Raw genomic sequence first — 23,861 nt, 5'->3', positions numbered from 1 at the left:
ATGCCGCCTTGCTGTTGTTTTCAAGCAGTTTTTGCGGTTCTCCTCTTCCTCAACGCTTTCCCTAGCAGACCATGGCCGACATCCTTTTCTTGCGCGGGGCTCCCGCTTATTCGATCTTCAGACTGCAGGGCTTGCAGCAACGCATCCAGGCGTTGGCGCCGACCGCCAGGGTGGTCAGTGCCGAGTACTGGCATTTCGTGAAGCTGAAAGCGGCGTTGGCAGGCGAAGGTCGGCAGCAACTTGCGGCGTTGCTCGAAGAGAGGCCAGTTGCGGAACAAAAAGGCGTTCTATTCCTCATCACGCCGCGCGTCGGCACGATCTCGCCGTGGTCGTCGAAAGCGACGGACATTGCGTGGAATTGCGGCCTTGCTGCGATCGAGCGCATCGAGCGCGGCATCGCTTTTCGCATTGAAGGAGGGGGCGACGCGCAACGCGCGGCGATTGCGGCGTTGCTGCATGACCGTATGACCGAGGCGGTGCTGAGCCGCTTCGACGACACCGCCGAACTGTTCCGTCACTTCACGCCGAAACCGATGAGCACCGTTGACGTCGTGGGCGGCGGTCGCAGCGCTCTGGTCGAAGCGAATACGCGGTTAGGGCTGGCCTTGTCTGAGGATGAAATCGACTACCTCGTCGACCTCTTTGCGGCCAAGACGGGACGCAACCCGACCGACGTCGAACTCATGATGTTCGCCCAGGCCAACTCCGAGCACTGCCGGCACAAGATCTTCAACGCGTCGTGGATCATCGACGGCGAGGCCAAGAAGGAAACGTTATTCGGCATGATCCGTGAGACGCATGCGGCGCATCCGGAAGGCAATGTCGTCGTTTATTCGGACAACTCGTCGGTGTTCGAAGGAACGGAAGTCGAGCGTTTCTATCCCGGGGCAGACGGTAGTTATGCTTACCATAAGGACCTCACGCATATTCTTGCGAAGGTCGAGACCCACAACCACCCGACGGCGATTTCACCGTTCCCCGGTGCCGCCACGGGTTCCGGTGGCGAAATTCGTGACGAAGGCTCGACAGGGCGTGGGTCCAGGCCAAAAGCCGGCCTGTGCGGGTTCTCGGTCTCCAATCTATACCTCCCGGAAGCCATTCAGGCGTGGGAAGCGGAAATGGCGCCGTACGGGCGGCCGTCGCGCATTGCTTCCGCGTTATCGATCATGCTCGACGGGCCGATCGGTGCGGCAGCATTCAACAACGAGTTCGGTCGCCCGAACCTCGCCGGCTATTTCCGCACCTACGAGCAGCGTGTCGGCGAGGGCTCCGGTGCCGTCGTACGCGGTTATCACAAGCCGATCATGGTCGCCGGCGGCGTCGGCAACATTTCCGACAGCCAGGCGCACAAGGAGCCGAAGTTCGCGCCCGGCACGTTCTTCATCCAGCTTGGCGGCCCCGGCATGTTGATCGGCCTTGGCGGCGGTGCTGCGAGCTCGATGAGTACGGGCGCCAATGCCGAAGACCTCGATTTTGCTTCCGTACAGCGCGGCAACCCCGAGATGCAGCGGCGGGCACAGGAAGTCATTGACCGTTGCTGGCAGCTCGGCGCACCGAAGAAGGACATCGCCCAGCCGGGAGACGGCAACCCCATCCTGTCGATCCACGACGTCGGCGCAGGCGGCCTTTCCAACGCCTTCCCGGAACTGGCGCACGGCGGTGGTGCCGGTGCCTGCTTTGAATTGCGCGACGTGCATATTGAAGAACCGGGTATGTCGCCGGCGGAAATCTGGAGCAACGAGTCGCAGGAGCGGTACGTTCTGGCGATCCCCCCGAGCCGCTTGGCCGAATTCGAAGCGATGTGCGAGCGTGAGCGCTGTCCGTTCGCCGTCGTCGGCACGGCGTCCGACGACAACCGGTTGGTGGTGGCCGACCGCCACTTCGGCAACAAGCCAGTGGATATGGACATGGACGCCTTGCTCGGCAAGCCGCCCCGAATGACGCGCGACGTGACGCGTCTGCCGAATGTCGCCGAGGCCTTGGATTCGTCTTCCATCGATATCAAGGACGCCGCGTACCGCGTATTGCGCTTGCCGGCCGTGGCCGACAAGACGTTCCTCATCTCGATCGGTGACCGTTCGGTCGGCGGCATGACGGCGCGCGACCAGATGGTTGGTCCCTGGCAGGTACCGGTAGCCGACGTGGCGGTGACGACGATGGGCTTCCATACCTTGCGCGGTGAAGCGTTCGCCATGGGCGAACGCACCCCGATAGCGATCCTCGACGCGCCGGCGTCGGGCCGGATGGCGGTGGGCGAAGCGCTAACCAATATCGCCGCAGCCCGCATCGCCAAGCTCGGCGACGTCAAACTCTCGGCCAACTGGATGGCGCCGGCCGGTGTGCCGGGCGAAGACGCACGGCTGTTCGACACGGTGCGCTCAGTGTCCGACCTGTGCCAGAAGATCGGGGTGTCGATTCCTGTCGGCAAGGATTCGCTGTCGATGCGGACGGCATGGGATGACAACGGCGAAGCGAAGCAGGTCGTGGCGCCGCTGTCGCTGATCGTCAGTTCGTTCGCTCCGGTACAGGATGCTCGGCGCACGCTGACACCGCAGCTTCAACTCGACATCGGCGACACCGACCTCATCCTGATCGATCTGGGCGAGGGGCGGAATCGCATCGGTGGTTCGGCATTGGCGCAAGTTTTCAACGCGACCGGAACGGACGGTCCGGATGTCGATACGCCAGAAAAGCTAGCCGCGTTTTTCACCACGGTGCAGAAGCTGGCCAATGACGGCTTGCTGCTGGCGTACCATGACCGCTCGGACGGCGGACTGTTCGCCTGCGCCGCCGAGATGGCCTTCGCTTCACGCGGAGGCATGACGCTCGACCTCAACGGCTTATGCGACGGGTCGCACGATGGCCAGTTGAGGGCGTTGTTCAGCGAGGAGCTTGGCGCTGTCGTGCAGGTGCGCCGGTCGGTACGCAATACGGTGCTGTCGACATTGCAGATGGCCGGACTCGCGGCACGCGTCATTGGCGCTCCGGATCAGGGCGATGAGCTGCGTGTGATATGCAAGGCCGACGCCGTCTTGTCGGAAAAACGCGTCGATCTGCACCGCGCCTGGTCGGAAACGAGCTACCGCATGCAGTCGCTACGCGACAATCCGGAGTGCGCGCAGCAGGAGTACGACCGCCTGCTGGATGGGGGCGACAAGGGGCTTTCGGTCGAGCTGACCTACCAACCGCAGGAGGATATCGCGGCGCCGTTCATCGCCACGGGTGCCCGCCCGAAAATGGCGATCCTGCGCGAGCAGGGCGTTAATAGCCAGATCGAAATGGCGGCCGCGTTCGACCGCGCCGGTTTCGCTTCCGTCGATGTGCATATGAGCGACATCCTCGCCGGGCGCGTCTCGCTAGCGGGTTTTAAGGGCGCCGTCGCTTGCGGCGGCTTTTCTTACGGCGATGTGCTCGGGGCTGGCAAGGGCTGGGCGCGCACAATCCTCTTCAACCCCCGCGCGCGCGACGAGTTCTCGGCGTTTTTTGGACGCAGCGATACCTTTGCGTTGGGCGTATGCAACGGTTGTCAGATGATGAGCGCATTGAAGGAATTGATTCCCGGAGCCGACGCTTGGCCGCGGTTCGAGCGCAACAAGGTGGAGCAGTTCGAGGCGCGCTTTACGATGGCCGAACTTCCCGAATCACCGTCGCTGTTCTTCGCAGGCATGGTGGGCAGCCGCATGCCGATCGTCGTGTCGCACGGCGAAGGCCGCGCCGAGTTCGACTCGGCCGAGCAACAGGCGAAAGTGCTGGTGGCGATGCGCTATCTCGACAATGCGGGTAATCCCACCGAGGTGTACCCGTACAACCCGAATGGTTCGCCAGCCGGTATTACCGGTGTGACGACGGCCGATGGCCGTTTCACGATCATGATGCCGCACCCGGAACGCGTGTTCCGTACCGTGCAGATGTCATGGCACCCTGATGAGCACGGCGAGGACTCGCCGTGGATGCGCATGTTCCGCAATGCGCGCCGCTGGGTGGGGTGAGGGCGGGTGGCCCTTGGCGAGTGAAAGGCAACCAAGGGCCGCGACCGGGGGCGAAGAAAACCATCGGACGGAGCGCTTCGGTTTCTTGCCCCTCCTGAGCGGTGGGTAGTGCAAGAGAGCAACGGAGCAACGCAAACAAAAACGCCGGGAATTCTCCCGGCGTTTTCTTGTTCAGACAGTCGTACGGCGGATTACTGAACCTTGGCTTTGGCGCGCAGGTCTTCGATCATCTTGTTGATCTGTTGCGACTGCGCCTGCTGCATCAGGCGAGGCTGCACTTCTTCGAATGCAGGGGCGCTCAGCGGACGCGTATCTTCAAGCTGAATCACGTGGTAGCCGAACTCCGACTTCACCGGCGTTTCGGTGTACTTACCCTTTTCCAACGTCGTCAGCGCATCGCTGAACGGCTTGACGAAATTGCCGGCGCTAGCCCAACCGAGATCGCCGCCGTTGTCCTTGGAGCCCGGGTCGATCGATTTCTTAGCCAGTTCATCGAACTTGGTGCCTTTTTTCAAATCCTCGATGATCGACTTCGCTTCGTCTTCGCTGGCGACCAGGATGTGGCTCGCCTTGTATTCGGTCGCGCCCATCTGCGTCTTGATCGTTTCGTATTGCGCGCGCAACTGCGCCTCGCTGATCGGGTTCTTCTTCAGGTATTCCTGGACGTAGGCGCGCACGAAGAAGGCTTGGCGAGCGGCTTCGGCTTGCGCGGCGATCTCGGGCTTCTTGTCGAGGCCGGCTTTCTTGGCTTCCTGCACGAGAAGCTCGCGACGGATCAGTTCTTCGCGCACGGCGTTCTTCAGTTCCGGCGTGTCGGGCGCGCCCTGCGCCTTCTGCTCGTTGATGAACACGTTAGCCATGCTTTGCGAGACGGGGACTCCGTTCACGGTCACGAAAGCGTTTCCGGCGGCCAGCAAAGGCGCCGAGATCGTGGCGCCAGCGAGCAGCGCAACCGCGAGTTTCGAGAGCTTATACATGTGTGGCATTCCTTGTGTTGTACGGGACCGGAGCATCATCAGGCCCCCGTTATTGAGATAAAGCTGAAACTTGAAAGTTCATATCGCCTCTTCAGGCGTCAAAGACTCGATGCTTAACGCATGGATTCTACTACGCATCAATTCGTCCAGGGCACCATAAATCAGCCGGTGCCTGGCAATCTTTGAATGACCGGCAAAGGCCGCGGAAACGATGCGCAGGCGGTAATGGCCTCCACCGCGCGCACCCGCGTGTCCGGCATGGTGGGCCGAATCATCGATCAACTCGAATGCCACCGGGTGGAGAAACTCCAGGCGCTGACGAAGCAGGTGTTCGACGTCCTCGGGACTTTTCCCCGGAGGCTGCTCAGACATTCCCGACATTACGGCCATTACGCGGGCAGCGCCTTGTTGAATGGCTTGACGGTTACCTTGGCGTAGACGTTGGCGGCGACATAGGGGTCGGCGTCGGCCCAGGCACGTGCGTCGGCAAGAGATGGAAACTCGGCGATCACGACGCTACCCGAGAAACCGGCCGGGCCGGGGTCGGGAGCATCGATGGCCGGGCAAGGGCCGGCGACAATCAAGCGTCCCTCAATCTGCAGGGCACGCAGACGTTCAAGGTGCGCCGGACGCGCCGCCAGGCGGCGCGGCAATGCGTCAGAAAGATCTTCTCCAATGATCGCGTAAAGCACTATTCTTTTTCCTCGATGTATTTCGACAGTACGAGCCCCTGCGCGAGCGCGAACAAGAGCGTGAATCCGATCCCGCCGAAAACCTTGAAATCTACCCAGATTTCCGTCGATACGTTGAGGAAGAAGGCGACGGCGAGATTTGCAAATCCCATGAAGGCAAAAAAGCCCACCCAAGACCAGTTGAGGCGGTTCCAAACGTTCTCGGGGGCTTCAAACTGCTCCGACAGCAGCGCACGGATGAGGTTCTTTTTAAGAATCACTGCGCTTCCGGCGAGGGCGCATGCGAACGTCCAATAAAGGACGGTCGGTTTCCACTTGATGAACGTCTCGTTGCCGAAATAAAGGGTCATTCCACCGAACACGGTAATGACGACCAGACTGACCCACAGCATCGCGTCCACCTTGCGGTGTTTCAGCCACACCCAGGCGATTTGCAGGAAAGTGGCGACGATCGCAACAACAGTGGCTACGTAAATGCCGCCCAGCTTGAAGGCGGCGAAGAAGAGAATGATGGGGAAGAGGTCGAAAAGAAATTTCATGGGGCAACCGGGTAGAATTTTGCGGATTATGTCCGAACGGGCGAGGGGCGTCCACGATTGAGGTCTGACTGAAAATCGACGACGCTTGTTTGACGAGGACGAGGGAAACGTGAAGGAAACCGAAATTTACGACCGCCGCGACGCTCTGGAACGCCTGGGCGGTGACGAAGAGCTCTTCGCCAATGCCGCCACGTTGTTCGCCGCGGAAAGCGAGAACTACTGCCGGGCGCTGACCGACGCGGTTGCTTCCGGTGATGCGACCGCCGTGCGGCGCGAGGCGCATACGGTGAAGAGTATGTTGGCCACTTTTTCTCACGAGGCCGGGCGGCAACTCGCTCAACGTCTCGAATCATCCGCTACATCCGGAATGCTTGAAGGCGCGCAGGCGCTGGCGGACGAACTGTGTCGGTCTGTGCGGTCGCTGGCGGCGGCTCTCACAGAAGATGCGCGACGAGCGGCGGGCGCTAACTAAAGCGGGAACTCCAGTCGGGAGGCAGCCTCTTCGGGCGTCGTGTTGGCCGGTATCGTCCCCAGCAGTGGCGCGCTCATACGCGCGCACAGGGCTTCGAGATTCTCCTCGAACCGACTCATGTGCGGGTCAATGCGGTTGGCGACCCAGCCGGCAAGTTCGAGACCGCGGGCGGCAATCGCTTCCTGCGTGAGCAGCGCGTGATTGATACAGCCGAGCCGCATGCCGACCACCAGAATGACGGGCAAATCGAGTCGTTCGGCCAAATCTCCAGCGTCGATGTGCGGACCGAGTGGGACGCAGAATCCGCCCACGCCCTCAACCAGCACGGCGTCGGCCATGCGACGCAATTCCTTGAAGGCGACGACGATGCTGTCGAGTTCGATCGGGCGGCCGGCCTCTTCGGCCGCGATGTGCGGCGCGATCGGCGGCGAGAAGAGGTAGGGATTGACGAGCTCATGCGGCGCCTTGAAGCACGACGCGGCCATCAGGGATTCAACGTCCTCGTTGCGTCCGGCGGCATCCGTGCCGGCGGCGACGGGCTTCATGCCGACGGCGCGCACACCTCTGCCGCATAGATTGCGCAGCAAAGCGCAGGTGGTGAAGGTCTTGCCGACTTCCGTGTCGGTACCGGTGATGAACCAGGCGCGTGGCGTTGTTGAATTCATTTTGGTTTCCGTACGGTGGGCACGGGGTCTGAATTGACCAGCAGGAAAACGATCTTATGTTCCGCCCCACATTGTAGTCGCTGGCCTCGGCATTGTTGGCCCATGTTATCTTGGCGCTAGTTGGGCATCCGATACCTGGGTTCCGATCGTCTTCTAGTTGCCGGCTTTTTCGGCGCAGGCGAGGACGACGTCGTAACTTGCCGGCAGTCCCTCCGCCGTACGATGCCGCTCGTAAGCGGTCTGCACCTGTTGCCAAGCGCGGCGCCCGAACATGCCGCTACGTCCGTTGTCGCCCACATTGTTTGCGCCGATATCCTTGACGGCGCGAAGCAGCGCCTTCAAATCGGGGTAGAACACGGTGTGCGTTTCGCGTTTCAGCATCACCTTTTGCAACCCAGCCGTCTCCAGCACCGCGGCGATGCGATCCGGCTCGCTGAACGGCAAGGTATGGCGGTATTGGTCTACCCCGGAGAACGCATCGCGCAGTTCGTGGAACGTTGCCGGCCCCAGCGTGCTCACGGCTAGTGCGCCGCCTGCCCGGAGTACCCTTGCCGCCTCGGTAAATGTGGTGGCCAGGTCGCACCACTGAACCGTCAGGCTCGACCACCACACATCGAAGGCTTGCGCGCGGAATGGCAAGTGCTCGATGTCGGCTGCACAGCAGAACGTGTGTCCGCGGCGTGCCTGCCGGACCATGGCCGGGGCGAAATCGGCGACGACGATTTGAGCGTTCGGCCAGCGCGCGCCCAGTATTCCGGCGCCATAACCCGTGCCGCATCCTGCATCGAGAATGGTTCCGGGAATGGCGGCGTGAAAGCCAACGAGTTCCTCCAGGAGGCGATCGCAGACCCGGCGCTGCACCACGGCGGCGCCGTCGTAGGTTTCCGCCGCCCGGTCGAAGGATTCTCGAACGCGCTGTTTCAGTGAAGGATCAGGCATGGCAGAAATTCCGCACTGAACGGCCGAAACGTTCCGGGTCATGGAGGAAGGGCGCGTGCGCTGCGTCGGGGAAGACCTCGAGTTTCGCTTGCGGAAGGGTGTCGTGGAGCCAGCGCGCTGCCGACGGAGGCATCAACGGATCGCGCTCACCATGAACGAGCAGCACCGGTTGCTGCACTGAGCGGACGAGCGGCCGTAGGTCCGTATCGCGCAGCCAATCGAGACCGGCGAGCAGGAACCTCGGCTCCGGCGTTGGGCTTTCCGCCAGCAAGCGGTTGAGGTCGCGTGCAATGCTTCGAGCCCGCGAATCGCCTTGGTTGAACAGCGCGACGAAACGTTGCCGTACGCCATCCGGATCACCGCCTAGGGCATCTTGGAAGGCTTTCAGAACGGTCTCCGGTTGGGCGGCCGGCCAGTCGGTGTCCTGTGTGAAGCGTGGGGTACCGCCGACGAGGACAAGCTTGGCGATACGCGAGGGCATCAACGCGGCGGCTTGCAGCGCGAGCAGGGCGCCAAGCGACCAGCCGCAGACGATGCAACCGTCCGGTACGGCGGCCGCGAGTGCATCCGCCGTGTCCGCGAATGAAGGCGCGGTAGAGGCGTGAGCGTCGTGTTCGGTGGCCGGTTCATAGCCCGGCAGATCGACGAGGTGCACCCGGAAGTGGTCGGCCAGGTTCGGGAGCACGCTGTTCCACGCCCTGCGGTTGACCCCCCAGCCGTGGATCAGGACGAGGTCGCCGGCTGTTGGCGATGTCGTCTCGGAAGTTCCGACGGATGTGATCCGCAACAGGGAAGCGGTTCGAGTCATGCCAGATCCCGCAAGGCGTCGACGAGTTTCGCGACGTGCGCCTCGGTATGGGCGGCGCTGAGCGATACGCGCAACCGGGCCGTTCCCTTCGCCACTGTTGGCGGGCGGATCGCCGGCACCCAAAGGCCGCGGTCGTAGAGCGACGCGGCGACGCGCAGGGCTTCGTGGTTGTCGCCGATGATCACCGGTTGAATGGCGGTGGGTGAATCGAGGAGCCGCCAGCGCGTGCCGGCGAGCCCTGCGCGCAATTGCGCGGCGAGGCGAACAAGTTGCGACCGACGCGCATCGCCGTGTTCGATGAGCCGGAGGCTCGCGGAAAGCGCGCAGGCAATCAGCGGACTGGCGCCAGTGGTGAAGATGTAGGTGCGGGCCGTCTGCAGCAGCCACGCGACCGCGAGTTCCGATGCGGCGACGAAGGCACCGGAAGCGCCTGCCGCCTTGCCCAGCGTTCCCATGTAGATGAGACGTTCGCTGATCGGCAGTCCGCAATGCGCTACGCTGCCTCTCCCCTGTGGGCCGAGGACGCCGAAGCCGTGTGCGTCGTCGACGACCAGCCAAGCATCGAAGCGCTCGGCGATCTCCAGCAGTTCGGCCAGGGGGGCAATGTCCCCATCCATGCTGAATACGGCGTCGGTGAGGATCAGCTTGCGTTTGGCGGTACTCGCCTCAAGCAGCCGTACGAGAGCAGGTACGTCTGCATGCGGATAACGGCGGTGCTCGGCTCGCGAAAGCTGGACCGCGTCGATCAGGGAGGCGTGGTTGAGCCGGTCGGCGAAGACGGCATCCCCGCGCCCGACCAGTGCGGGAACGATGCCGAGGTTCGCCATGTAGCCGGTCGAGAACAGCAGGGCGCGCGGGAAACCGGTGAATGCAGCGAGTTCGCATTCCAGTTGTTCGTGAGCAGCGAGGTGGCCGCTCACGAGGTGAGAAGCGCCGCTACCCACGCCCCAGGTGCGTGCTCCGACACAAACCGCTTCGATCAGGGCCGGATCGTTGGCCAGACCGAGATAGTCGTTGCTGCAAAAGCTGATCAGGTCGCGCCCATCCACACGCGCTAGCGGTCCGCAGGGCGCTTCGAGGGTTCGCCGGCGACGCTGCAGGCCGTCACGCTCCCGTGCATCGATCTGCTGCTGCAGTTCTTCCCAGATCATGCGGGTAACGCGTCCTCCAAGGCACCGGCGATGCTTCGCCCGAGGTGCGCGATTTCTTCGTCGTCCACGATGTAGGGCGGCATCACGTAAACCGTTGTGCCGATCGGCCGCAGCAGGGTTTCGCGATCCAGTGCGGCACGATAGAAACGCCGGGAAAAGCCGGCATCCGCGGTGTCGACATCGAAGGCGGCAATCATCCCGCGTTGGCGAATGTTACGCACGTACGGACGTTCGGCCAGTGGCGCCAGCATGGCGGCGAGCTTCACGGCGCGTGCCTGGTTTTCGACGAGCACTCGGTCGGCGGCGAAGATGTCCAGCGTAGCGAGCGCCGCGCAGCAGGCGAGCGCGTTACCGGTATAGGAATGCGAGTGGAGAAAACCACGCGCCGTCGCGTCATCGTAGAACGCCTCGTAGATCGCATCTGTGGTGAGCACGATCGAGAGCGGCAAGTAGCCGCCGGAGATGCCTTTCGAAAGGCAGAGGAAGTCCGGCCGGATGCCCGCTTGTTCGTGTGCAAAAAAGCTTCCGGTGCGCCCGCAGCCGACAGCAATCTCATCGCAGATCAGATGCACCTGATAGCGGTCGCAGAGCGCGCGTGCCAGACGCAGGTATTCGGGGTCGTACATCACCATGCCGCTGGCGCATTGGATCAGCGGCTCGACGATGAAGGCGGCGAGCGTCTCATGGTGTTCAGCCAAGTATCGTTCGAGTTCGGCAGCCGTCCGGCGCGCCACGTCGGCTGGCGTTTCGCCATCGCGCGCTTTTCGCGCGTCCGGGGATGGAACGGTGGCCGCCGCCCTCACCAGCGGTGCGTAGGCGTCCTTGAAGATCGCGACATCGGTGACGGCGAGAGCGCCGACCGTTTCGCCGTGGTAGCCGCCTTCGAGGCACAAAAAGCCCTGCTTCTTTTCGAGACCGCGGTTGCGCCAGCTATGAAAGGACATCTTCAGCGCGATTTCGGTGGCCGAGGCGCCGTCAGAGGCGAAGAAACAATGACCGAGCGTCCCGCCGGCCAATGCCGATAATCGTTCAGACAACTCGACCACTGGCCGGTGTGTGAAACCGGCGAGGATGACATGTTCGAGTTCGTCGAGTTGCTCGCGTAACGCCGCGTTGATACGCGGGTTGGCGTGACCGAAGAGATTCACCCACCACGAGCTGATGGCGTCAAGGTAACGTCGGCCGTCAAAATCGTACAACCACGCGCCCTCGCCGCGCGCGACGGGAATCATCGGCAGTTCGCCGCCAGCGTGCTGCTTCATCTGAGTGCATGGATGCCATACGGCAGCCAGGCTTCGACGCAGCAACTCGGAATTTTTCATCGGATCGACTCAATGCAAAGTCTGTGAAGGCGCGTTGTTCTGTTCCGGCATCTCGGCGTGGACGCTTTCGCCATCCATGTTCGGGTAGAGCGGTGCGCCGCAGTCGTCGCAGAATTCGAACGGGAAGCGCTGGGTGTGAATAACTACTTCCTTGATGCCCGACTCGCGCAGCAGGCTTTCGACTTCGCCGACGACATCCGTGCTTTCGTCTTCCGCACCGAGCAGCGGCCACACAACGCCGTGGTAAATCGCGTCGCCATCGCGCGGGCCGAAGCCGATCCGGTATTCCTCCAGGCGTTTATCGTGGAACGCGCCGACTACGGCGCGCAGCGATTCGGCCGGTTTGCCGAGCGTCGTTTGCAGGAAAGCGACCGACGCCCGAAGCGAATACGGGCGGGAGGCCATGTCGGCGGCGCGGCAGGCGGCGTGATAGGCATCGGCCAGCAAGGGCTGGAAAGCACACCCGGTGAGCAGCGGCTCCAAGCTGGGACTGCCCTGCTTGACCCATTCCTTGAGTGCCGATTCGCGCGTGCTCTCGTCCGATTCGTTCCAGCGAAAAATCGCCGTACCCCGCGGCACGGCAATAGCGCCCAGAAGGTAGCGGGTATCGGAAAGGAACTGATTCGTTTCGGGCAGGGTGGAAACATCGAGCTTCAACGACGCGTTGGCGAGCGCCGCCGCACCGAGGTCGCGCATCAGCTGCCAGGTGTCGACGAACGTACGCGGCAGTTGGTCAGGGCTGTACAGGTAGTCGGCGAGCGCAATGCGCGCCTGCGCCGAAAAGACGTGCGCGCCGAGTTGCACCTTCAGCGTCTGCAGCGTCGCCTTGGGTATCGTCCCGGCGGGAATCGAGAAACGCGACCAGGCGAGCAAGGGGACGTTGAACAACAGCACGTCGAAATCCTCTCCTTGGTGCGACATGACGCAGGACTCGGCGCAAGCTTCAATGATGTCCGCCAGGTCGTCGTGCGCTTCCGCGTGTGAATCGAACAGACGATCGAGCGACGCATTCAGGTCGTCCTCGGCCCCTGTGCGCAGCAGCGACGTGACCAATTCCGAAAGCTGTTTTTCCCAAAAGGCGTCCTCGAGTCGTCCGCCGGATTCGGCCAAGCCGGTCGCCAGGCGGCTGAGTTCGTTGGCGTCGGCCGAGATGCGTTTGCGGGAAGAGAGGCGATTACGTTTCATAGTGGCCGTTGGACGAAGAAGCAATCCACTATTGTACAAGACGGGGGCGCCTCCGCGCTCGCCAGGCCTGTGGCTCGGGAGTTCCGGGTGCGAGGGGCATGACATTCCAAAGGAGAAACAGACGGAGTCTTGGCTCTCGCCATCGCGGAACGCGGGGGCTGCCCTTAGCTACAATGCAGGCGGCGTGCTTTTTTCCCAGCGATGTTCGTTTCCGACCGTAAGCAAAAAAACTCCAAAACATGCTAATTCTCCTCTCTCCTGCCAAATCACTCGATTTCGAAACGCCTTCGGGCACCTCCGCTTTTTCACAGCCGGTGCTGCTCGAACAGTCCCGTAAGTTGATGGCGCGTCTGCGCAAGCTCTCGCCAGCGGAGATAGGGACACTGATGGGCATCAGCGATCGGCTGGCTGTTCTCAACGCAGAGCGGTTTGCCGCATGGAAGCCGCCGTTCTCGCCCTCAAACGCCAAACAAGCGATGCTCGCTTTTAACGGCGACGTTTACGACGGGCTCGCCGCACGAACATTCGGTGAGGGAGATCTGGAATATGCGCAGTCGCATTTGCGCATCCTTTCGGGTTTGTATGGCGTGCTGCGGCCTCTCGACCTCATTCAGGCGTATCGCCTCGAGATGAGCATCAAGCTTCCCACCCCGGGTCACAAGGACTTGTACGAGTTCTGGGGTGAACGCCTTACCAAAACTCTGAATGAAGCGGCGCGTGATATTTCGGCTGAGGCAGTGGTCAATCTTGCGTCAGAGGAGTATTTCCGGGCGGTGAGGGCCGACAAGTTGGCCGTGCCACCGATTCAGCCTGTGTTTGAGGACTGGAGCGGCGGCAAGTACAAGGTCCTCGGATTGTTTGCGAAACGAGCGCGCGGCAAGATGGCGCGCTTTGCGATTACCCGCCGTCTCGAAGAGGCGCTCGGATTGCGTGAATTTTCCGAAGACGGATACGCGTTCGTCGCCGAGGCCTCGGATGATTTGCGTTGGGTCTTCCGGCGGCGGTCGAAATAGAACATACGCAGCCAAGGCGTGATGGCATGGCGACGATAGCTGTTTCTCAGTCCTGCTCCGTGCTCGGCGCGCTATCGCCGGTACAAAGGCATAGAAAAAAGAGAAACGCCGCAGCCGTCTATCGAGTTCCTCGCGAGTCGTCTTTAGTTGCAGAGCGTCGGGTGGCGGCAGGCAATTTCCGGCGTGACGATCGGGCAGGGCGGCGGAATGCGCCGATGACGGGACAGCTTGAGTAGATGCTTGTCGCGCGTGATCAGCAGATCGCCTTGGCTACGGGCGGCAAGGACCAAGAATTTCTGATCGTCGGGGTCGCGGCACGTCGGTATGATGAAGGTCTCGCCGGAAACCGGTTCGCAGGCGCTGGCAAGGCACCGGTAGCGCTGGAGAAGATCGGTGCGGGCGGCCGCATCGAGCGCAAATTCGGGGTACGTCGTCACGCGTTCGAGTTCGGCGAAGCAGGGGGCGTCGGTGAAGCAAATCGAACGGCGGCTGAGCAGCGCGTCGTATAGGGGGGCCGATCGGGGATCGGCGAAGAACAGAATGTCCAAGACGACGTTCGTGTCCAGAATCAGGCGCAAAATAGTTCCAAAAAATGATGATCTTGGGAGTTGTCCTGTGCATCATACACACATAGAATTGCGCGATTGTCACAGTTGGTTGTCCTTCGGGTGTTTCTGAAAGCACAAGACCGTGTTGCCTCTGCTGCAGAACATTGAAGCGATTTCCGCCTGCAGAGATCGGGACAAGCTGCCACGTGCCTTGCTAAAGGCCGTTGTTTCGCTGCTCCGGGGAGATGCGGATGTTGGCATTTTCTGGCGAGAGCCGCAGGGCGAACCCGTTCTTCGTCTTTTTTCCGGGCCGACGATCATGCGGTCGGCCGTTTCCCTGTGGCCGTCGTTCCTTGAGGAAGTACGCAACGACGGGCGGCTGGTGACGCGTTGCCTGAGCGGACGTAATTGCGGTGCGATTATGTTGCAGCCATCGGAACTGAGCGGCGAACAACTGATCTTGGCTTACGACGTCGACCAGGCGGACAGCGACGAGTATGCCGAAGAAATTGCCAGCCTGGCGCGCATCTACGGTAGTCAGATCAAGCTTCTCGATTACAGCGAACTCGATACGCTGACGCGCCTGCTCAACCGCAAGACCTTCGACGAAACCTTCGACCGTCTGCTGACGTCGTCGTCGATCGAAACGCCGGACGATGATTTCGAAGACCGGCGCGATCATCTCGAAGCCGGTTCGCCGGCCTGGTTGTGCGTGATCGACGTCGACCATTTCAAGCGCGTCAATGACTCGTTCGGCCACCTGTTCGGCGACGAAGTGCTGTTGCGCATGGGCGATCTGATGCGCAAGACCTTCCGCGGCGGGGATCGACTTTTCCGTTTCGGTGGCGAGGAATTTGTTGTCATCCTCAACGCACAGGACGAGGCTCTGGCGGCAACGAGTTTCAACCGTTTTCGCATTTCCGTCGAAAATCACGAGTTTCCCCAGGTCGGAAAGGTAACGTGCTCGATCGGTTTTACCGCCGTGACGAACCGGGATGTGCCAACGGACGTGGTTGGACGGGCTGACGAGGCGCTGTATTACGCCAAGGAGAACGGTCGCAATCAGGTGCGCTGTTACGAGCGGCTGGTGGCCGAAGGTGCGATCGTCAAGCCGTCGGTCGCGGAGACGCCGGCTACCGACGATTTCGACATCGACGCCCTGTTCGGCTGATTACCACATTTCCAATAGCCCTTGCCGGAAGCCGTTCCGTGAGTCAGTTTCCTCGAATCGCGTTGTGCGAAGACGAAGTCGAAATTTCGGCAATCCGAGCACAGGGCGCCGGTGGCCAGAACGTCAACAAGGTTTCGAATGCCGTCCATCTGCGGTTCGACGTGCGTGCTTCGTCGTTGCCCGATGATCTGAAATCGAGATTGCTATTGCTGCGCGACCAGCGTATTACCGAGGACGGCGTGGTCGTGATCAAGGCTCAGCAGCACCGCAGTCTCGAGCGTAACCGGACCGACGCGCTGACCCGCCTACGCGAACTGATTGCCCGCGCCGCGGAGGTTCCCGCCGTTCGCCGGCCGACGCGCCCTTCCTCAACAGCCCGAAAGAAGCGTGTCGATGCGAAGGTCAAGCGCGGACTGGTCAAGGTACAGCGGGCGCGCGTAAGCGAATACTGACGGCTTGGCACGGGGCGAAATTCAATGCCAAGGCCGTGCTTCGATGCGCAGTCTCCCTTGAACGCCGGGCCGCGTACGCTGCGTGATCGGAATCTCGAAGGCGAGGCCTTCATTCCCGTCGAATGGCTGTGTCGGTGCATCAAGCCCCGGTTTCCCGGGATTGTCGCCCTGAAATCCGTATTTGATGCGCCAGCCGTTGACCGCCTTGCCGTCGGGTACCGCCTCGACGAGGATGAGATCGCGCAGGATGTATCCGCCTTCGTAGTGACGAGTCAGAAAGAGCTTTCCGTCGACCTCGTAGTCGGGAACGAGAACCTTCAGGTCGAGCGCGAAACTGACCGCCCCCGAGTTCTTGACGCTGTGTCTCGGATCGAGAAACACCGAGAACAGGTGCGGGCTGCGTGATCGGTCCGGCGGCCGCCGCGTGCGGTCGGCCCCGGGAAATAGTTCGGCATAGGTGCGGAAAATTGCCGAGTGTTCGCGGACTTCACGGCGCGTGATATGCCAATGAAATCCGCGAATACTTACCGCCAGCTCGATTTGATAGGAAGCGCGCACGGTGCGCCCGGCGTCGAGTTCCTTCTGCACTTCGACGGGCAGGCTGATGTCGTCGATATCGAGGATACCGTCGACGCGCAAAACGCCGAACAGGAAGCGTGTCAGGTTCTGGTACCCCTCCTCTGAATTGACAATCCCATAGTGCCCGGAATGGCTGCGATGCACGAAAGCGCGGGGCGATTGGACGTCCTCGCCGTCCGCGTCTGAGCCGTGCGTGGTAGCGTTCTCGATGCGCACCAGTCCATCGCTTGCGTCACCGGCGCCCCAAGCCGAGATTCCTCCGAATACCGTGTAGTCACGCGGGTTGGTGCCGACGAGGTTGAAGATGCGTTCAGGCGGAAAGCCACGGACGATTGAAACGTCGTCCCCCGCCGGCAAACCAAGATAGCTGGCCATGCGTTCGCGGTTGAAATTGTTGGCGTCACCGAACGACAACCACCCCGGGACGTTACGCACGATGCGCATATCGATCCCGTTGTGCGGGGTCGCGTAGGTGAACAGTTTGTCCACGGCGGCACGCGCTTGTGCGCTACCGAGCTTCGGATTTTGCAGGAAGGCTCGGCAGATCAGGCCACCCATCGAGTGCGCGACGAGATAGACGCGAAAACTCTCCGGCGTCACGCCGTTCTTCGGGTTAGCGCAAATCTTGTCGCGCAGCCGGAGGATCAGCGTGTCGAGACCGCGGGCGAAGTGTTCAATCGGCGGCGTCTGGCCGCTCCCAAAGTCCTCGCTGGCCTCGTCGTAATAGCGGAAGATGATGATGCTGCGGTAGGCGACGCCTTCCTGGGCCTGTTCGACGGCGACGAGATCGACGCCGTCCACGAACACGTCGTTGTAGTCATAGTCGCGCATCAGGCGGACGAGCGGCGATTCGAAAAAGTAGCGCTTGATCTCGCCCGTCCACGCTTGGCGACATTTCGTCGAGCCGATGTTGAATCCCATGTACGGGTCGGCCACGGTGTCCTCGATCTCACCCTGTGTGCCGGCAAAGCCGCGTACGTAGATGATCGGATGAAACGGGTGATGCGATGTATCCGGCATGGCGACCTCCGCGAATGCAAGGAACAAACGACGGGGTTTTTCCGGCGAAGCGCGTGCGACCGACGCGGCAAACGCCGAATGATGACAACGGCGTCCCCTCAACCTAGCAGATGGTCACCATGAACGCCAGGAAGTCGAGGCCTCGTTTTTGTTTCCAGGGATGGAATGGAAAATGCGTAAAGGCTGAGCAATGGGCCTGGGACACCTCGGTTAGCGGCTTGGCAAAAGGCGACGCCCGATCCCCGGAGAAGAGAATCGGGGCCACGAGGTGGGGACGGGCCGTGCGCGGAATTACATCCTGGCGCCGACCCGGCTTGGCGGGCAGGGGGCGCTTAGGACTTGTCGATCGGAACGGCGCGGAACGCCGGCGTTTCTTCGAGCTCGCGCGTCAAAGCCTCCAGTTTAGGGAAGCGCCCAGGCGTCCACTCGTCTGGGATCGTGTAGCGTACGAACGATACGGCCACGGCAGCCATGATGTCCGCATGAGTAAGCAAGCCCTCGACGAAACGTTCGCCCCGCAACGCATCTTCCAAAAGTTGCATTGCCGTATTGAACTGCGATCGCAGCCGGTTGAGCCAGTCCGGCCACTGCTTGTCCGCTGGCCGCCGCTGCTCATAGTAGATCGCGGCTGCCTTGTCGGCAGCCGCTTGTCCGTGCGCCGCATGTTGCCAGACGCGCATCCTCGCTCGCCCGGCGGCGGGAATCAGCGTCGTTTTGCCCAACCCAAGAGCCACGTCGTCGAGGTAATCGAGGATGAACGCGCTTTCGTGCAGACGATCGCCTTCCGGCGTAATGAGCAGTGGTACGCGCAGCAGGGGATTCACCGGCGTCATCGCTTCCACGTGGCGAAAGACGGAAAGCGATTGGTGGTCGAACGCAATGTCGTAGTAACTCATGGCGATCGCCACACGCCGCACATAAGGAGAATCGAACAATCCGAGCAGGAAGTGATTCTTGGTGTCGTTCATCGCGTTCCTTTCGTACCAAACTCACGGGTTGGGAAAACCGACTAAATGCAATGTTTCGTACGACCGCTGGAAGTGGTTGCAAATTCCTTACCGCGCGCAATGATTGCTCGTGCCCGGCAGAACAAGCGTTCGAGGAGCGAAGGCGGGAAGGCGTTCTGCCGGAGCTGGAAGGCCGCTTTGCCGGCGGCACCGATGGCCTGAACAACCGTTTTTCCTTGCCGGCTGAGGTGCCGGAATTGCCCTGCGCGTAAAACGACGTCGCGCCGGTTGTTCTCTTCCGTGAGCCAGATCTCGCCGCTCAGGCAATGCAATTCGTCGGCGCTCCCGCTCAAGGCGATCACCTCGGCGTCATTCAGATTGAACTGCAGGTAGGTCGATCTGCGTAACATATCGCATACTCCTTGCGTGGGCCGGAAAGGCATGGAAAACGCTGCTACGGAACAATTGTCCAGTCGGAGTCGTGCGATTTCAATCGACATTTATTTCAAAATAATGTTAGTTTAGTTCACATGTCAAACTTGCTGGCCACGAATACTGACACCCCCGACTTTCCTCGCACACCGTCGTTGGGCGCGCTGCGCGCGTTCATGGCCGTCGCTCGTTACGGCGGCGTCTCGCGGGCGGCGGAAGCGCTGCACCTCACCCATAGCGCCGTCAGCCACCAGATCCGTGCGCTGCAGGAAGAACTCGGGATGACGTTGTTCGAACGCAACGGGCGCGGGTTGAGCCTTGCCGAAGAAGCTGCGGAGTACGCCAGGCGGATCGAGGGAGCGTTTCGCGAGATCGAGGAGGCGACGCTAGCCTTCACGACTGGCGAACGCAAACGCCTGCGTGTCAGCACGATTCCGTCATTTGCCGCACGCTGGCTGCTGCCGCGACTCGGCGATTTCATCTCGGCCTGGCCCGAAACCGACGTCGAAGTTCATTCGACGTGTCGCTTGGCCGATCTCAAGGGCGGGGAGGTGGATGTGGCGATCCGTTTCGGCAGCGGGCGCTATCCGGGCCTGTTCAGCGAATGCCTGATGCGCGACTGGCTGTTCCCGGTGTGTTCTCCGGAGTTCGCCAAGCGCTATGGGTTGCGGGACGGTTCCGGAATCGAAGGCGCGCCGTTGCTGCACTCCGATAACGAGCCATGGTCCGTGTGGTTTCCGGCCGCGGGCATCGTCGCGGCCGAGCCCGAGCGCGGCGTGACCTTCAACGACTCGGCGCTGATGTTGCAGGCGGCCGCGGCCGGCCAGGGGCTGTGTCTTGGCCGGCAGTCCCTAGCGTACGACGATATCGTGGCTGGGCGCCTGGTGCGGCCTTTCAGCGCTTACGTCGAGTCGCAGAACGCGTACTACTTCGTCTGCCGCAAGGAAAAGGTCGAGACACCGGCGGTAGCGGACTTTCGTGCTTGGATGGCGGAGCGCGTGGCGGCTTTTCCGATGCTCGGCGGTTTGGCTGAGGAAGCGGTTGAAAAGCGGAGCGGGGACGACGCCAACATCGTAGGTGCGAAGGTGCTGCGACGCCGCGCCCCTAAAGCGGGCGAACGGGCGTTGCGCGCTGCACCATAATAAGGCGCGCCGTGCCAACACTTGGCGGGTAACACGGGTTTTTACCGTTTATTCATCGGGTTGCCGGATGGCGCGTGAACCGCATGGTTTTTGCTTGTAGTCGGTCGTGAATGACGAAACCGAAGACGGGCAAATTGCCATGACGAACGTGCACCACCTTGAGAAATGCTCGCGGCATGATGAGCCGCTGGCTGAGGGCACGCGGCGCATCATCGATGGCCGGGAACGCGTGTTTTTCGATGGTTATTGGATCAAGACCTACCCGGTCCCGGTTGACTCGCTCGAAGCGAAGAGGCGCTTGATCGAAGCGCTCACCCGGCGTCTTTTCAACCACACCGAGCACGGCCTCAATATCCCGGGTAGTCGCCTCGCCGAGGCTCGCGAGAATTGCGCGGCAGAAAAAGACCCGGCGCGCAAACGCGTCAAGTCGGCCATGCTGGCTGGTGCGTTGTTCAACCGTGCCACCGACATCTTTAGCAAGCTGGTCGAGCTGCAGGCAGCCGGCATTGAAATCCGCAGCGACGATCCGCTTATGCGCGAATGCGGTCATTGCCTTCTGGAAGCCATGGAACTTGGCCGCTGCGTTCTCCACCGAAGCGGCGAAGAGGGCATTGACGAACTCTGGGGTGAACCCTTCCGAGCCTTCTCGATTCCCATCGAGGAGTTTTATGAAGGCCGCTACATCAAGATCGGCCAGGCCATGCGCGACATCGACCGGATTGGCGAGGCGATGATCGTGAATTTCACCGGTATTCCGGCCTTTGAACGCGTCGAAGCGCCCATTCGGGAGTTTGTCGAAGCGGCGAAAGTGAAAACCGAGACTTTGCGCACGGACCCCGACATCTTTGACGTGTGGGCCTCGCTTGCGACCGCGGCGGAGCGGCTCGGTAACTTCGTTCCTCACCCGCTACCCGTGGTGCTCGGCCACGTCATCCCGCGTTACAACCTCTCGGATGGAATGCAGTTGATCCGTAGCGGGCGCGACCTGATCTTCTATATCGCGCGTGCGCGCACGCCGATGCCGAAAAGCACGCGGGAGTACATCGAGCGCTGTGAGGGCTACCTGTTGACCGGTCGTCTCCCGCTGCTTCCGGCACCATTGCCGGCCTGAGGGGTGAGACCTGGGCGTTTGCCGACGCTGGCTTCGAGCCGGAAAGCGACTGCTCTCACAGATTGCCCTCACAATTCGGGTCTTGGCTTGACGTCGGTGAGCGCGTGCATTCCCTCCGAATGAAGCGGACGCATTCTCTCTGACTTGCAACGTGGTTGCCATTGAGGTGTAGAAGGTTTCATGCGGCCGACGGCTTTGGTTGTCGCTCCTGTCGAAAAGGGGAGAGGGCGGAGGAGCCGTCTAGACAGCAGCCCTGCGCGGCGGCGCCGTCGTTTCGCGTTGCTTCAGGACAGCCTCTGAGACCATGCTGCATACCGGCAAGTCGAGGTCCTTGATCCGGTTTGCGAGCAGGGTGCCTGCATGGCGTCCGATCTGCCTTGCCTCGATCGACATGGTTGTCAGCGGCGGCCGCCAGTTGGCTGCGGACTCGATGTCGTCGAAACCAACCAGCGAGACGTCGAGTCCGGGTGTCAAGCCAAGTTCGTAAACGCCCAGGGTTGCCCCGAACGCGATGATGTCGTTGAAGCAGACGAGCGCCGTGGGTGCCGCCGCCGAGGAAATCAGTTTCTTGGCGGCCACGGCGGCATCGCCGAAAGTGTGTTTGCAAGTAATCGTCGGCATCGATTCCGCCGGTAGATCGCGACTTCTCACGGCGTCGCAGAATCCACCGTAGCGTACCTGGTTCACCGATGGCGATACCGCGCTCCCGATGAACCCGATATGCCGGTGGCCGAGGTCGAGCAGGTGCTCGGCGGCACGCCGGCAGCCGAGACGATTGTTGATCCCCGCGTAATCGAAGGGCGCATCTTCGATCATCCGGAACACCTGCGTGATCGGGACGCCGATGCGCGTGTAAGGGGCCAGGTCCTCGGCCGTGGTGCCGCCCACCGTACTGATGACGAGTCCGTCAACGCGCATTTCGAGCATTCTTTGCAGCAGATGCGCTTGGCGTTCCTCCGACTCGTTGGTGTCCGCGATAAAGACGGCCTTGCCCAAGGGGGTGAGGACGTCTTCGACGCCGGTCAGCAGGTCCGAATACACCGGGTTGGCGATGTCCGGAATGATAAGGCCGACCGTATTGGTGAATGACGAGCGCAAGTTGGCGGCGCTGCGGTTATAGACATAGCCGACCTCGGCCATTGCCCGCTCGACCTTCTTGCGCGTTTTTTCGGCGACGAGGGGGCTGTCCCGGCAAACCAGCGATACCGTCGCCCGGGATACTCCGGCGACCTTCGCGACATCTAGGAGCGTGACCACCAATCACCTCGCAATAGAACCACTTCCTGCCGTTTCTTCTTGAAACGCGTTGGTTCCCTCTGGATTCTTCGTTTGCGGTCCGCATTCCTGCCGCAAGACCGTATCAGTGCACGCACCAAATTATAGCGAAAATGGGGTTGCATTTAATAAATAGATCGATCTAAAATTAGATCGATCTATTTATCTCTGGACCCTAATCTAATCGTAAGTGGAGCGCCTAAGAAAATGAATGCGGAACAGTGCCGTTGCGGGGGAAGCGACAAGCGGAAAGCCATTGTCGGGATCACGGAACCCGGGTATGCCGACCATAGTGTGGAAGCCGATATCCTTTCCCCGCTTGGCGCCGAAGTGCGCCTGCTGCGCTGGGGAGGAGACCGCGCCAAGCTGCTTGAAATGCTGGATGAACTTGATGTGGTGATGGTGCGCGATATCCCGGTACTCGACGCGGAAGCTATTGGACATTTAAAAGCAGGGAGCGGAATTGTCCGCTATGGCGTGGGAGTTGATACGATCGATCTAAATGCCGCGCGGGAACGCGGCATCAAAGTGGCGAATGTTCCGGACTATGGCGCCGACATCGAAGTGGCGGATCATGCGGCCGCGCTCACATTGGCACTTGTCAGGCGGGTCGTCACCCGGGACGAGAAGGTGAAGGCGGGGCAATGGAATATTGCCCAGAAGGAGCCCATCTATCGGATCAACGGGTCCACGTTGGGTTTGGTCGGATTCGGCAAGATCGCGCGCTCCTATCTTGAGCGCATGCGCGGTTTCGGTGTCGGCGAAGTTCTCGTGTACGACCCCTATATCACCGACGAATACGCGGCGCAATTCGGTGCGCAACGGACCGATTTCGACAATATCTGCCGCCGGGCCAGCATCATTTCCCTGCATGCGCCGGCCACCGCCGAAACACGGAATATGGTCAATGCCCGGACGCTCGGGTTGATGAATGAGAAAACATGCATCATCAATACCTCTCGCGGTGGGCTGATCGACACGGCGGCCCTGGCTGAGGCGCTGAAGGCGGGAAAGATCTTCGGTGCTGCGCTCGACGTGCTCGACAAGGAGCCGGTGGCGGCCGACTGTCCGCTGACCGGGCTAGAAAACGTAATCCTGACCGACCATACCGGCTGGTATTCGGAAGCTAGCGTGCGCTCGATTCAGGAAAAAGCCGCCCAGGCCGCGGTGGAAATACTTACCACTGGCACACCGACCAACTGGGTTAACCGCTGGTAGGGGGCGAAGATGAAGAGCATCGAATACCAAGGGGTGCAAGCGGTGAAGGTGGGTGAGCGGGCGATCCCGGAGGTGGGGCCGGGCGAGGTCCTGATCAAGGTCGCCTACGTCGGCGTATGCGGTTCCGACATGATCATCTACCAAGGCGTGCACCCGCGCGCCCAAGCCCCGCTCATCATGGGCCACGAATTCGCCGGCACCATCGTCCAAGGGC

The 23,861-nt window shown here is 61.4% G+C and carries 24 protein-coding genes; 9 read left to right on the top strand and 15 right to left on the bottom strand.

The window, feature by feature from the left end; translation table 11 throughout:
* Window positions 1-71 precede the first annotated feature (71 nt).
* On the top strand, window positions 72-3,989 hold the full coding sequence (gene purL, locus NZ453_RS18645; protein WP_263772366.1) for a phosphoribosylformylglycinamidine synthase: 3,918 nt from the start codon (window positions 72-74) through the stop codon (window positions 3,987-3,989).
* Window positions 3,990-4,180: 191 nt separating this feature from the next.
* On the opposite strand, the gene NZ453_RS18640 is transcribed toward purL, so the two are convergent.
* The 4 genes from NZ453_RS18640 to NZ453_RS18625 all read right to left on the bottom strand — a co-directional run bounded on the left by NZ453_RS18640 (window position 4,181) and on the right by NZ453_RS18625 (window position 6,197).
* Window positions 4,181-4,966, bottom strand: coding sequence for a peptidylprolyl isomerase (locus NZ453_RS18640; protein WP_263772365.1), 786 nt, complete (start codon window positions 4,964-4,966; stop codon window positions 4,181-4,183).
* A 78-nt stretch (window positions 4,967-5,044) separates the two neighbouring features.
* Window positions 5,045-5,338, bottom strand: coding sequence for a BolA family protein (locus NZ453_RS18635; protein ID WP_263772364.1), 294 nt, complete (start codon window positions 5,336-5,338; stop codon window positions 5,045-5,047).
* 17 nt (window positions 5,339-5,355) lie between these two features.
* Entirely contained in the window at window positions 5,356-5,658 is a 303-nt protein-coding gene (locus NZ453_RS18630; protein WP_263772362.1) for a YciI family protein, read from the bottom strand.
* On the bottom strand, window positions 5,658-6,197 hold the full coding sequence (locus tag NZ453_RS18625) for a septation protein A (protein ID WP_263772361.1): 540 nt from the start codon (window positions 6,195-6,197) through the stop codon (window positions 5,658-5,660). Before NZ453_RS18625 ends, NZ453_RS18630 begins: the two co-directional genes overlap by 1 nt.
* A 109-nt stretch (window positions 6,198-6,306) precedes the next feature.
* Here NZ453_RS18625 and NZ453_RS18620 point away from each other — a divergent pair, with 109 nt between their 5' ends.
* On the top strand, window positions 6,307-6,669 hold the full coding sequence (locus tag NZ453_RS18620) for an Hpt domain-containing protein (protein WP_263772359.1): 363 nt from the start codon (window positions 6,307-6,309) through the stop codon (window positions 6,667-6,669).
* On the opposite strand, the gene bioD is transcribed toward NZ453_RS18620, so the two are convergent.
* The 6 genes from bioD to NZ453_RS18590 form a co-directional block, all read right to left on the bottom strand.
* Entirely contained in the window at window positions 6,666-7,334 is a 669-nt protein-coding gene (gene bioD, locus NZ453_RS18615) for a dethiobiotin synthase (RefSeq protein ID WP_263772357.1), read from the bottom strand. The two genes, NZ453_RS18620 and bioD, sit on opposite strands and share 4 nt — an antisense overlap.
* A 153-nt stretch (window positions 7,335-7,487) precedes the next feature.
* Complete coding sequence (gene bioC, locus NZ453_RS18610; RefSeq protein ID WP_263772356.1) at window positions 7,488-8,273, bottom strand: malonyl-ACP O-methyltransferase BioC; 786 nt, start codon at window positions 8,271-8,273, stop codon at window positions 7,488-7,490.
* Window positions 8,266-9,081, bottom strand: a complete 816-nt coding sequence (bioH, locus tag NZ453_RS18605; RefSeq protein ID WP_263772355.1) for a pimeloyl-ACP methyl ester esterase BioH — start codon at window positions 9,079-9,081, stop codon at window positions 8,266-8,268. The genes bioC and bioH overlap by 8 nt, the downstream gene beginning before the upstream one ends.
* Window positions 9,078-10,232, bottom strand: coding sequence for an 8-amino-7-oxononanoate synthase (gene bioF, locus NZ453_RS18600; protein WP_263772353.1), 1,155 nt, complete (start codon window positions 10,230-10,232; stop codon window positions 9,078-9,080). Before bioF ends, bioH begins: the two co-directional genes overlap by 4 nt.
* Window positions 10,229-11,554 carry an adenosylmethionine--8-amino-7-oxononanoate transaminase gene (locus NZ453_RS18595; RefSeq protein ID WP_263772352.1) on the bottom strand — a complete coding sequence of 442 codons (1,326 nt, stop codon included), beginning with the start codon at window positions 11,552-11,554 and terminating at the stop codon, window positions 10,229-10,231. The genes bioF and NZ453_RS18595 overlap by 4 nt, the downstream gene beginning before the upstream one ends.
* A gap of 9 nt (window positions 11,555-11,563) precedes the next feature.
* A complete protein-coding gene (locus tag NZ453_RS18590; RefSeq protein WP_263772351.1) occupies window positions 11,564-12,739 on the bottom strand; it encodes a DUF2863 family protein in 1,176 nt (391 codons plus the stop codon).
* 239 nt (window positions 12,740-12,978) lie between these two features.
* Here NZ453_RS18590 and yaaA point away from each other — a divergent pair, with 239 nt between their 5' ends.
* The gene (gene yaaA / locus NZ453_RS18585) at window positions 12,979-13,752 is read left to right on the top strand and encodes a peroxide stress protein YaaA (RefSeq protein ID WP_263772350.1); all 774 of its coding nucleotides are present in this window, start codon (window positions 12,979-12,981) and stop codon (window positions 13,750-13,752) included.
* Window positions 13,753-13,895: 143 nt separating this feature from the next.
* On the opposite strand, the gene NZ453_RS18580 is transcribed toward yaaA, so the two are convergent.
* The gene (locus NZ453_RS18580; RefSeq protein ID WP_263772347.1) at window positions 13,896-14,330 is read right to left on the bottom strand and encodes a putative toxin-antitoxin system toxin component, PIN family; all 435 of its coding nucleotides are present in this window, start codon (window positions 14,328-14,330) and stop codon (window positions 13,896-13,898) included.
* Window positions 14,331-14,442: 112 nt separating this feature from the next.
* Here NZ453_RS18580 and NZ453_RS18575 point away from each other — a divergent pair, with 112 nt between their 5' ends.
* The gene (locus NZ453_RS18575; RefSeq protein ID WP_263772346.1) at window positions 14,443-15,471 is read left to right on the top strand and encodes a GGDEF domain-containing protein; all 1,029 of its coding nucleotides are present in this window, start codon (window positions 14,443-14,445) and stop codon (window positions 15,469-15,471) included.
* Window positions 15,472-15,509: 38 nt separating this feature from the next.
* Window positions 15,510-15,923: an alternative ribosome rescue aminoacyl-tRNA hydrolase ArfB gene (gene arfB / locus NZ453_RS18570; RefSeq protein ID WP_263772344.1), complete on the top strand. Its 414-nt coding sequence runs from the start codon at window positions 15,510-15,512 to the stop codon at window positions 15,921-15,923.
* 21 nt (window positions 15,924-15,944) lie between these two features.
* Here the strand turns inward: arfB and NZ453_RS18565 are convergent, their stop codons facing one another.
* The 3 genes from NZ453_RS18565 to NZ453_RS18555 all read right to left on the bottom strand — a co-directional run bounded on the left by NZ453_RS18565 (window position 15,945) and on the right by NZ453_RS18555 (window position 18,879).
* Window positions 15,945-17,522: an esterase/lipase family protein gene (locus tag NZ453_RS18565; RefSeq protein WP_263772343.1), complete on the bottom strand. Its 1,578-nt coding sequence runs from the start codon at window positions 17,520-17,522 to the stop codon at window positions 15,945-15,947.
* Window positions 17,523-17,854: 332 nt separating this feature from the next.
* Window positions 17,855-18,490, bottom strand: a complete 636-nt coding sequence (locus tag NZ453_RS18560) for a glutathione S-transferase family protein (RefSeq protein ID WP_263772342.1) — start codon at window positions 18,488-18,490, stop codon at window positions 17,855-17,857.
* Window positions 18,491-18,531: 41 nt separating this feature from the next.
* Entirely contained in the window at window positions 18,532-18,879 is a 348-nt protein-coding gene (locus NZ453_RS18555) for a DUF2917 domain-containing protein (RefSeq protein ID WP_263772340.1), read from the bottom strand.
* A 120-nt stretch (window positions 18,880-18,999) separates the two neighbouring features.
* Here NZ453_RS18555 and gcvA point away from each other — a divergent pair, with 120 nt between their 5' ends.
* Complete coding sequence (gene gcvA, locus NZ453_RS18550) at window positions 19,000-20,043, top strand: transcriptional regulator GcvA (RefSeq protein ID WP_263772337.1); 1,044 nt, start codon at window positions 19,000-19,002, stop codon at window positions 20,041-20,043.
* Window positions 20,044-20,182: 139 nt separating this feature from the next.
* The gene (locus NZ453_RS18545; protein WP_263772466.1) at window positions 20,183-21,154 is read left to right on the top strand and encodes a hypothetical protein; all 972 of its coding nucleotides are present in this window, start codon (window positions 20,183-20,185) and stop codon (window positions 21,152-21,154) included.
* Between the two features lie 240 nt (window positions 21,155-21,394).
* On the opposite strand, the gene NZ453_RS18540 is transcribed toward NZ453_RS18545, so the two are convergent.
* Entirely contained in the window at window positions 21,395-22,411 is a 1,017-nt protein-coding gene (locus NZ453_RS18540; RefSeq protein WP_263772336.1) for a LacI family DNA-binding transcriptional regulator, read from the bottom strand.
* A gap of 225 nt (window positions 22,412-22,636) precedes the next feature.
* Between NZ453_RS18540 and NZ453_RS18535 the strand changes: the two genes are divergently transcribed.
* Both NZ453_RS18535 and NZ453_RS18530 read left to right on the top strand, forming a co-directional pair.
* Window positions 22,637-23,647, top strand: a complete 1,011-nt coding sequence (locus tag NZ453_RS18535; protein WP_263772334.1) for a C-terminal binding protein — start codon at window positions 22,637-22,639, stop codon at window positions 23,645-23,647.
* A 9-nt stretch (window positions 23,648-23,656) separates the two neighbouring features.
* On the top strand, window positions 23,657-23,861 hold a 205-nt coding region (locus tag NZ453_RS18530), incomplete at its 3' end, for an alcohol dehydrogenase catalytic domain-containing protein (RefSeq protein WP_263770531.1).

This window comes from Propionivibrio soli (assembly GCF_025770765.1).
Lineage (GTDB): Bacteria > Pseudomonadota > Gammaproteobacteria > Burkholderiales > Rhodocyclaceae > Propionivibrio > Propionivibrio soli.
This window is presented reverse-complemented; position numbering and strand designations above follow the sequence as displayed.

What these genes read in the sequence shown, in the direction of transcription:
- gcvA (WP_263772337.1), top strand. Translation starts at nt 19,000, where the DNA reads ATGTCAAACTTGCTGGCCACGAATACTGACACCCCCGACTTTCCTCGC.
- bioF (WP_263772353.1), bottom strand. Translation starts at nt 10,232, where the DNA reads ATGATCTGGGAAGAACTGCAGCAGCAGATCGATGCACGGGAGCGTGAC.
- yaaA (WP_263772350.1), top strand. Translation starts at nt 12,979, where the DNA reads ATGCTAATTCTCCTCTCTCCTGCCAAATCACTCGATTTCGAAACGCCT.
- bioC (WP_263772356.1), bottom strand. Translation starts at nt 8,273, where the DNA reads ATGCCTGATCCTTCACTGAAACAGCGCGTTCGAGAATCCTTCGACCGG.
- NZ453_RS18545 (WP_263772466.1), top strand. Translation starts at nt 20,183, where the DNA reads ATGACGAACGTGCACCACCTTGAGAAATGCTCGCGGCATGATGAGCCG.
- NZ453_RS18640 (WP_263772365.1), bottom strand. Translation starts at nt 4,966, where the DNA reads ATGTATAAGCTCTCGAAACTCGCGGTTGCGCTGCTCGCTGGCGCCACG.
- NZ453_RS18590 (WP_263772351.1), bottom strand. Translation starts at nt 12,739, where the DNA reads ATGAAACGTAATCGCCTCTCTTCCCGCAAACGCATCTCGGCCGACGCC.
- NZ453_RS18625 (WP_263772361.1), bottom strand. Translation starts at nt 6,197, where the DNA reads ATGAAATTTCTTTTCGACCTCTTCCCCATCATTCTCTTCTTCGCCGCC.
- bioH (WP_263772355.1), bottom strand. Translation starts at nt 9,081, where the DNA reads ATGACTCGAACCGCTTCCCTGTTGCGGATCACATCCGTCGGAACTTCC.
- bioD (WP_263772357.1), bottom strand. Translation starts at nt 7,334, where the DNA reads ATGAATTCAACAACGCCACGCGCCTGGTTCATCACCGGTACCGACACG.
- NZ453_RS18565 (WP_263772343.1), bottom strand. Translation starts at nt 17,522, where the DNA reads ATGCCGGATACATCGCATCACCCGTTTCATCCGATCATCTACGTACGC.
- NZ453_RS18595 (WP_263772352.1), bottom strand. Translation starts at nt 11,554, where the DNA reads ATGAAAAATTCCGAGTTGCTGCGTCGAAGCCTGGCTGCCGTATGGCAT.
- NZ453_RS18555 (WP_263772340.1), bottom strand. Translation starts at nt 18,879, where the DNA reads ATGTTACGCAGATCGACCTACCTGCAGTTCAATCTGAATGACGCCGAG.
- purL (WP_263772366.1), top strand. Translation starts at nt 72, where the DNA reads ATGGCCGACATCCTTTTCTTGCGCGGGGCTCCCGCTTATTCGATCTTC.
- NZ453_RS18560 (WP_263772342.1), bottom strand. Translation starts at nt 18,490, where the DNA reads ATGAACGACACCAAGAATCACTTCCTGCTCGGATTGTTCGATTCTCCT.
- NZ453_RS18635 (WP_263772364.1), bottom strand. Translation starts at nt 5,338, where the DNA reads ATGTCTGAGCAGCCTCCGGGGAAAAGTCCCGAGGACGTCGAACACCTG.
- NZ453_RS18535 (WP_263772334.1), top strand. Translation starts at nt 22,637, where the DNA reads ATGAATGCGGAACAGTGCCGTTGCGGGGGAAGCGACAAGCGGAAAGCC.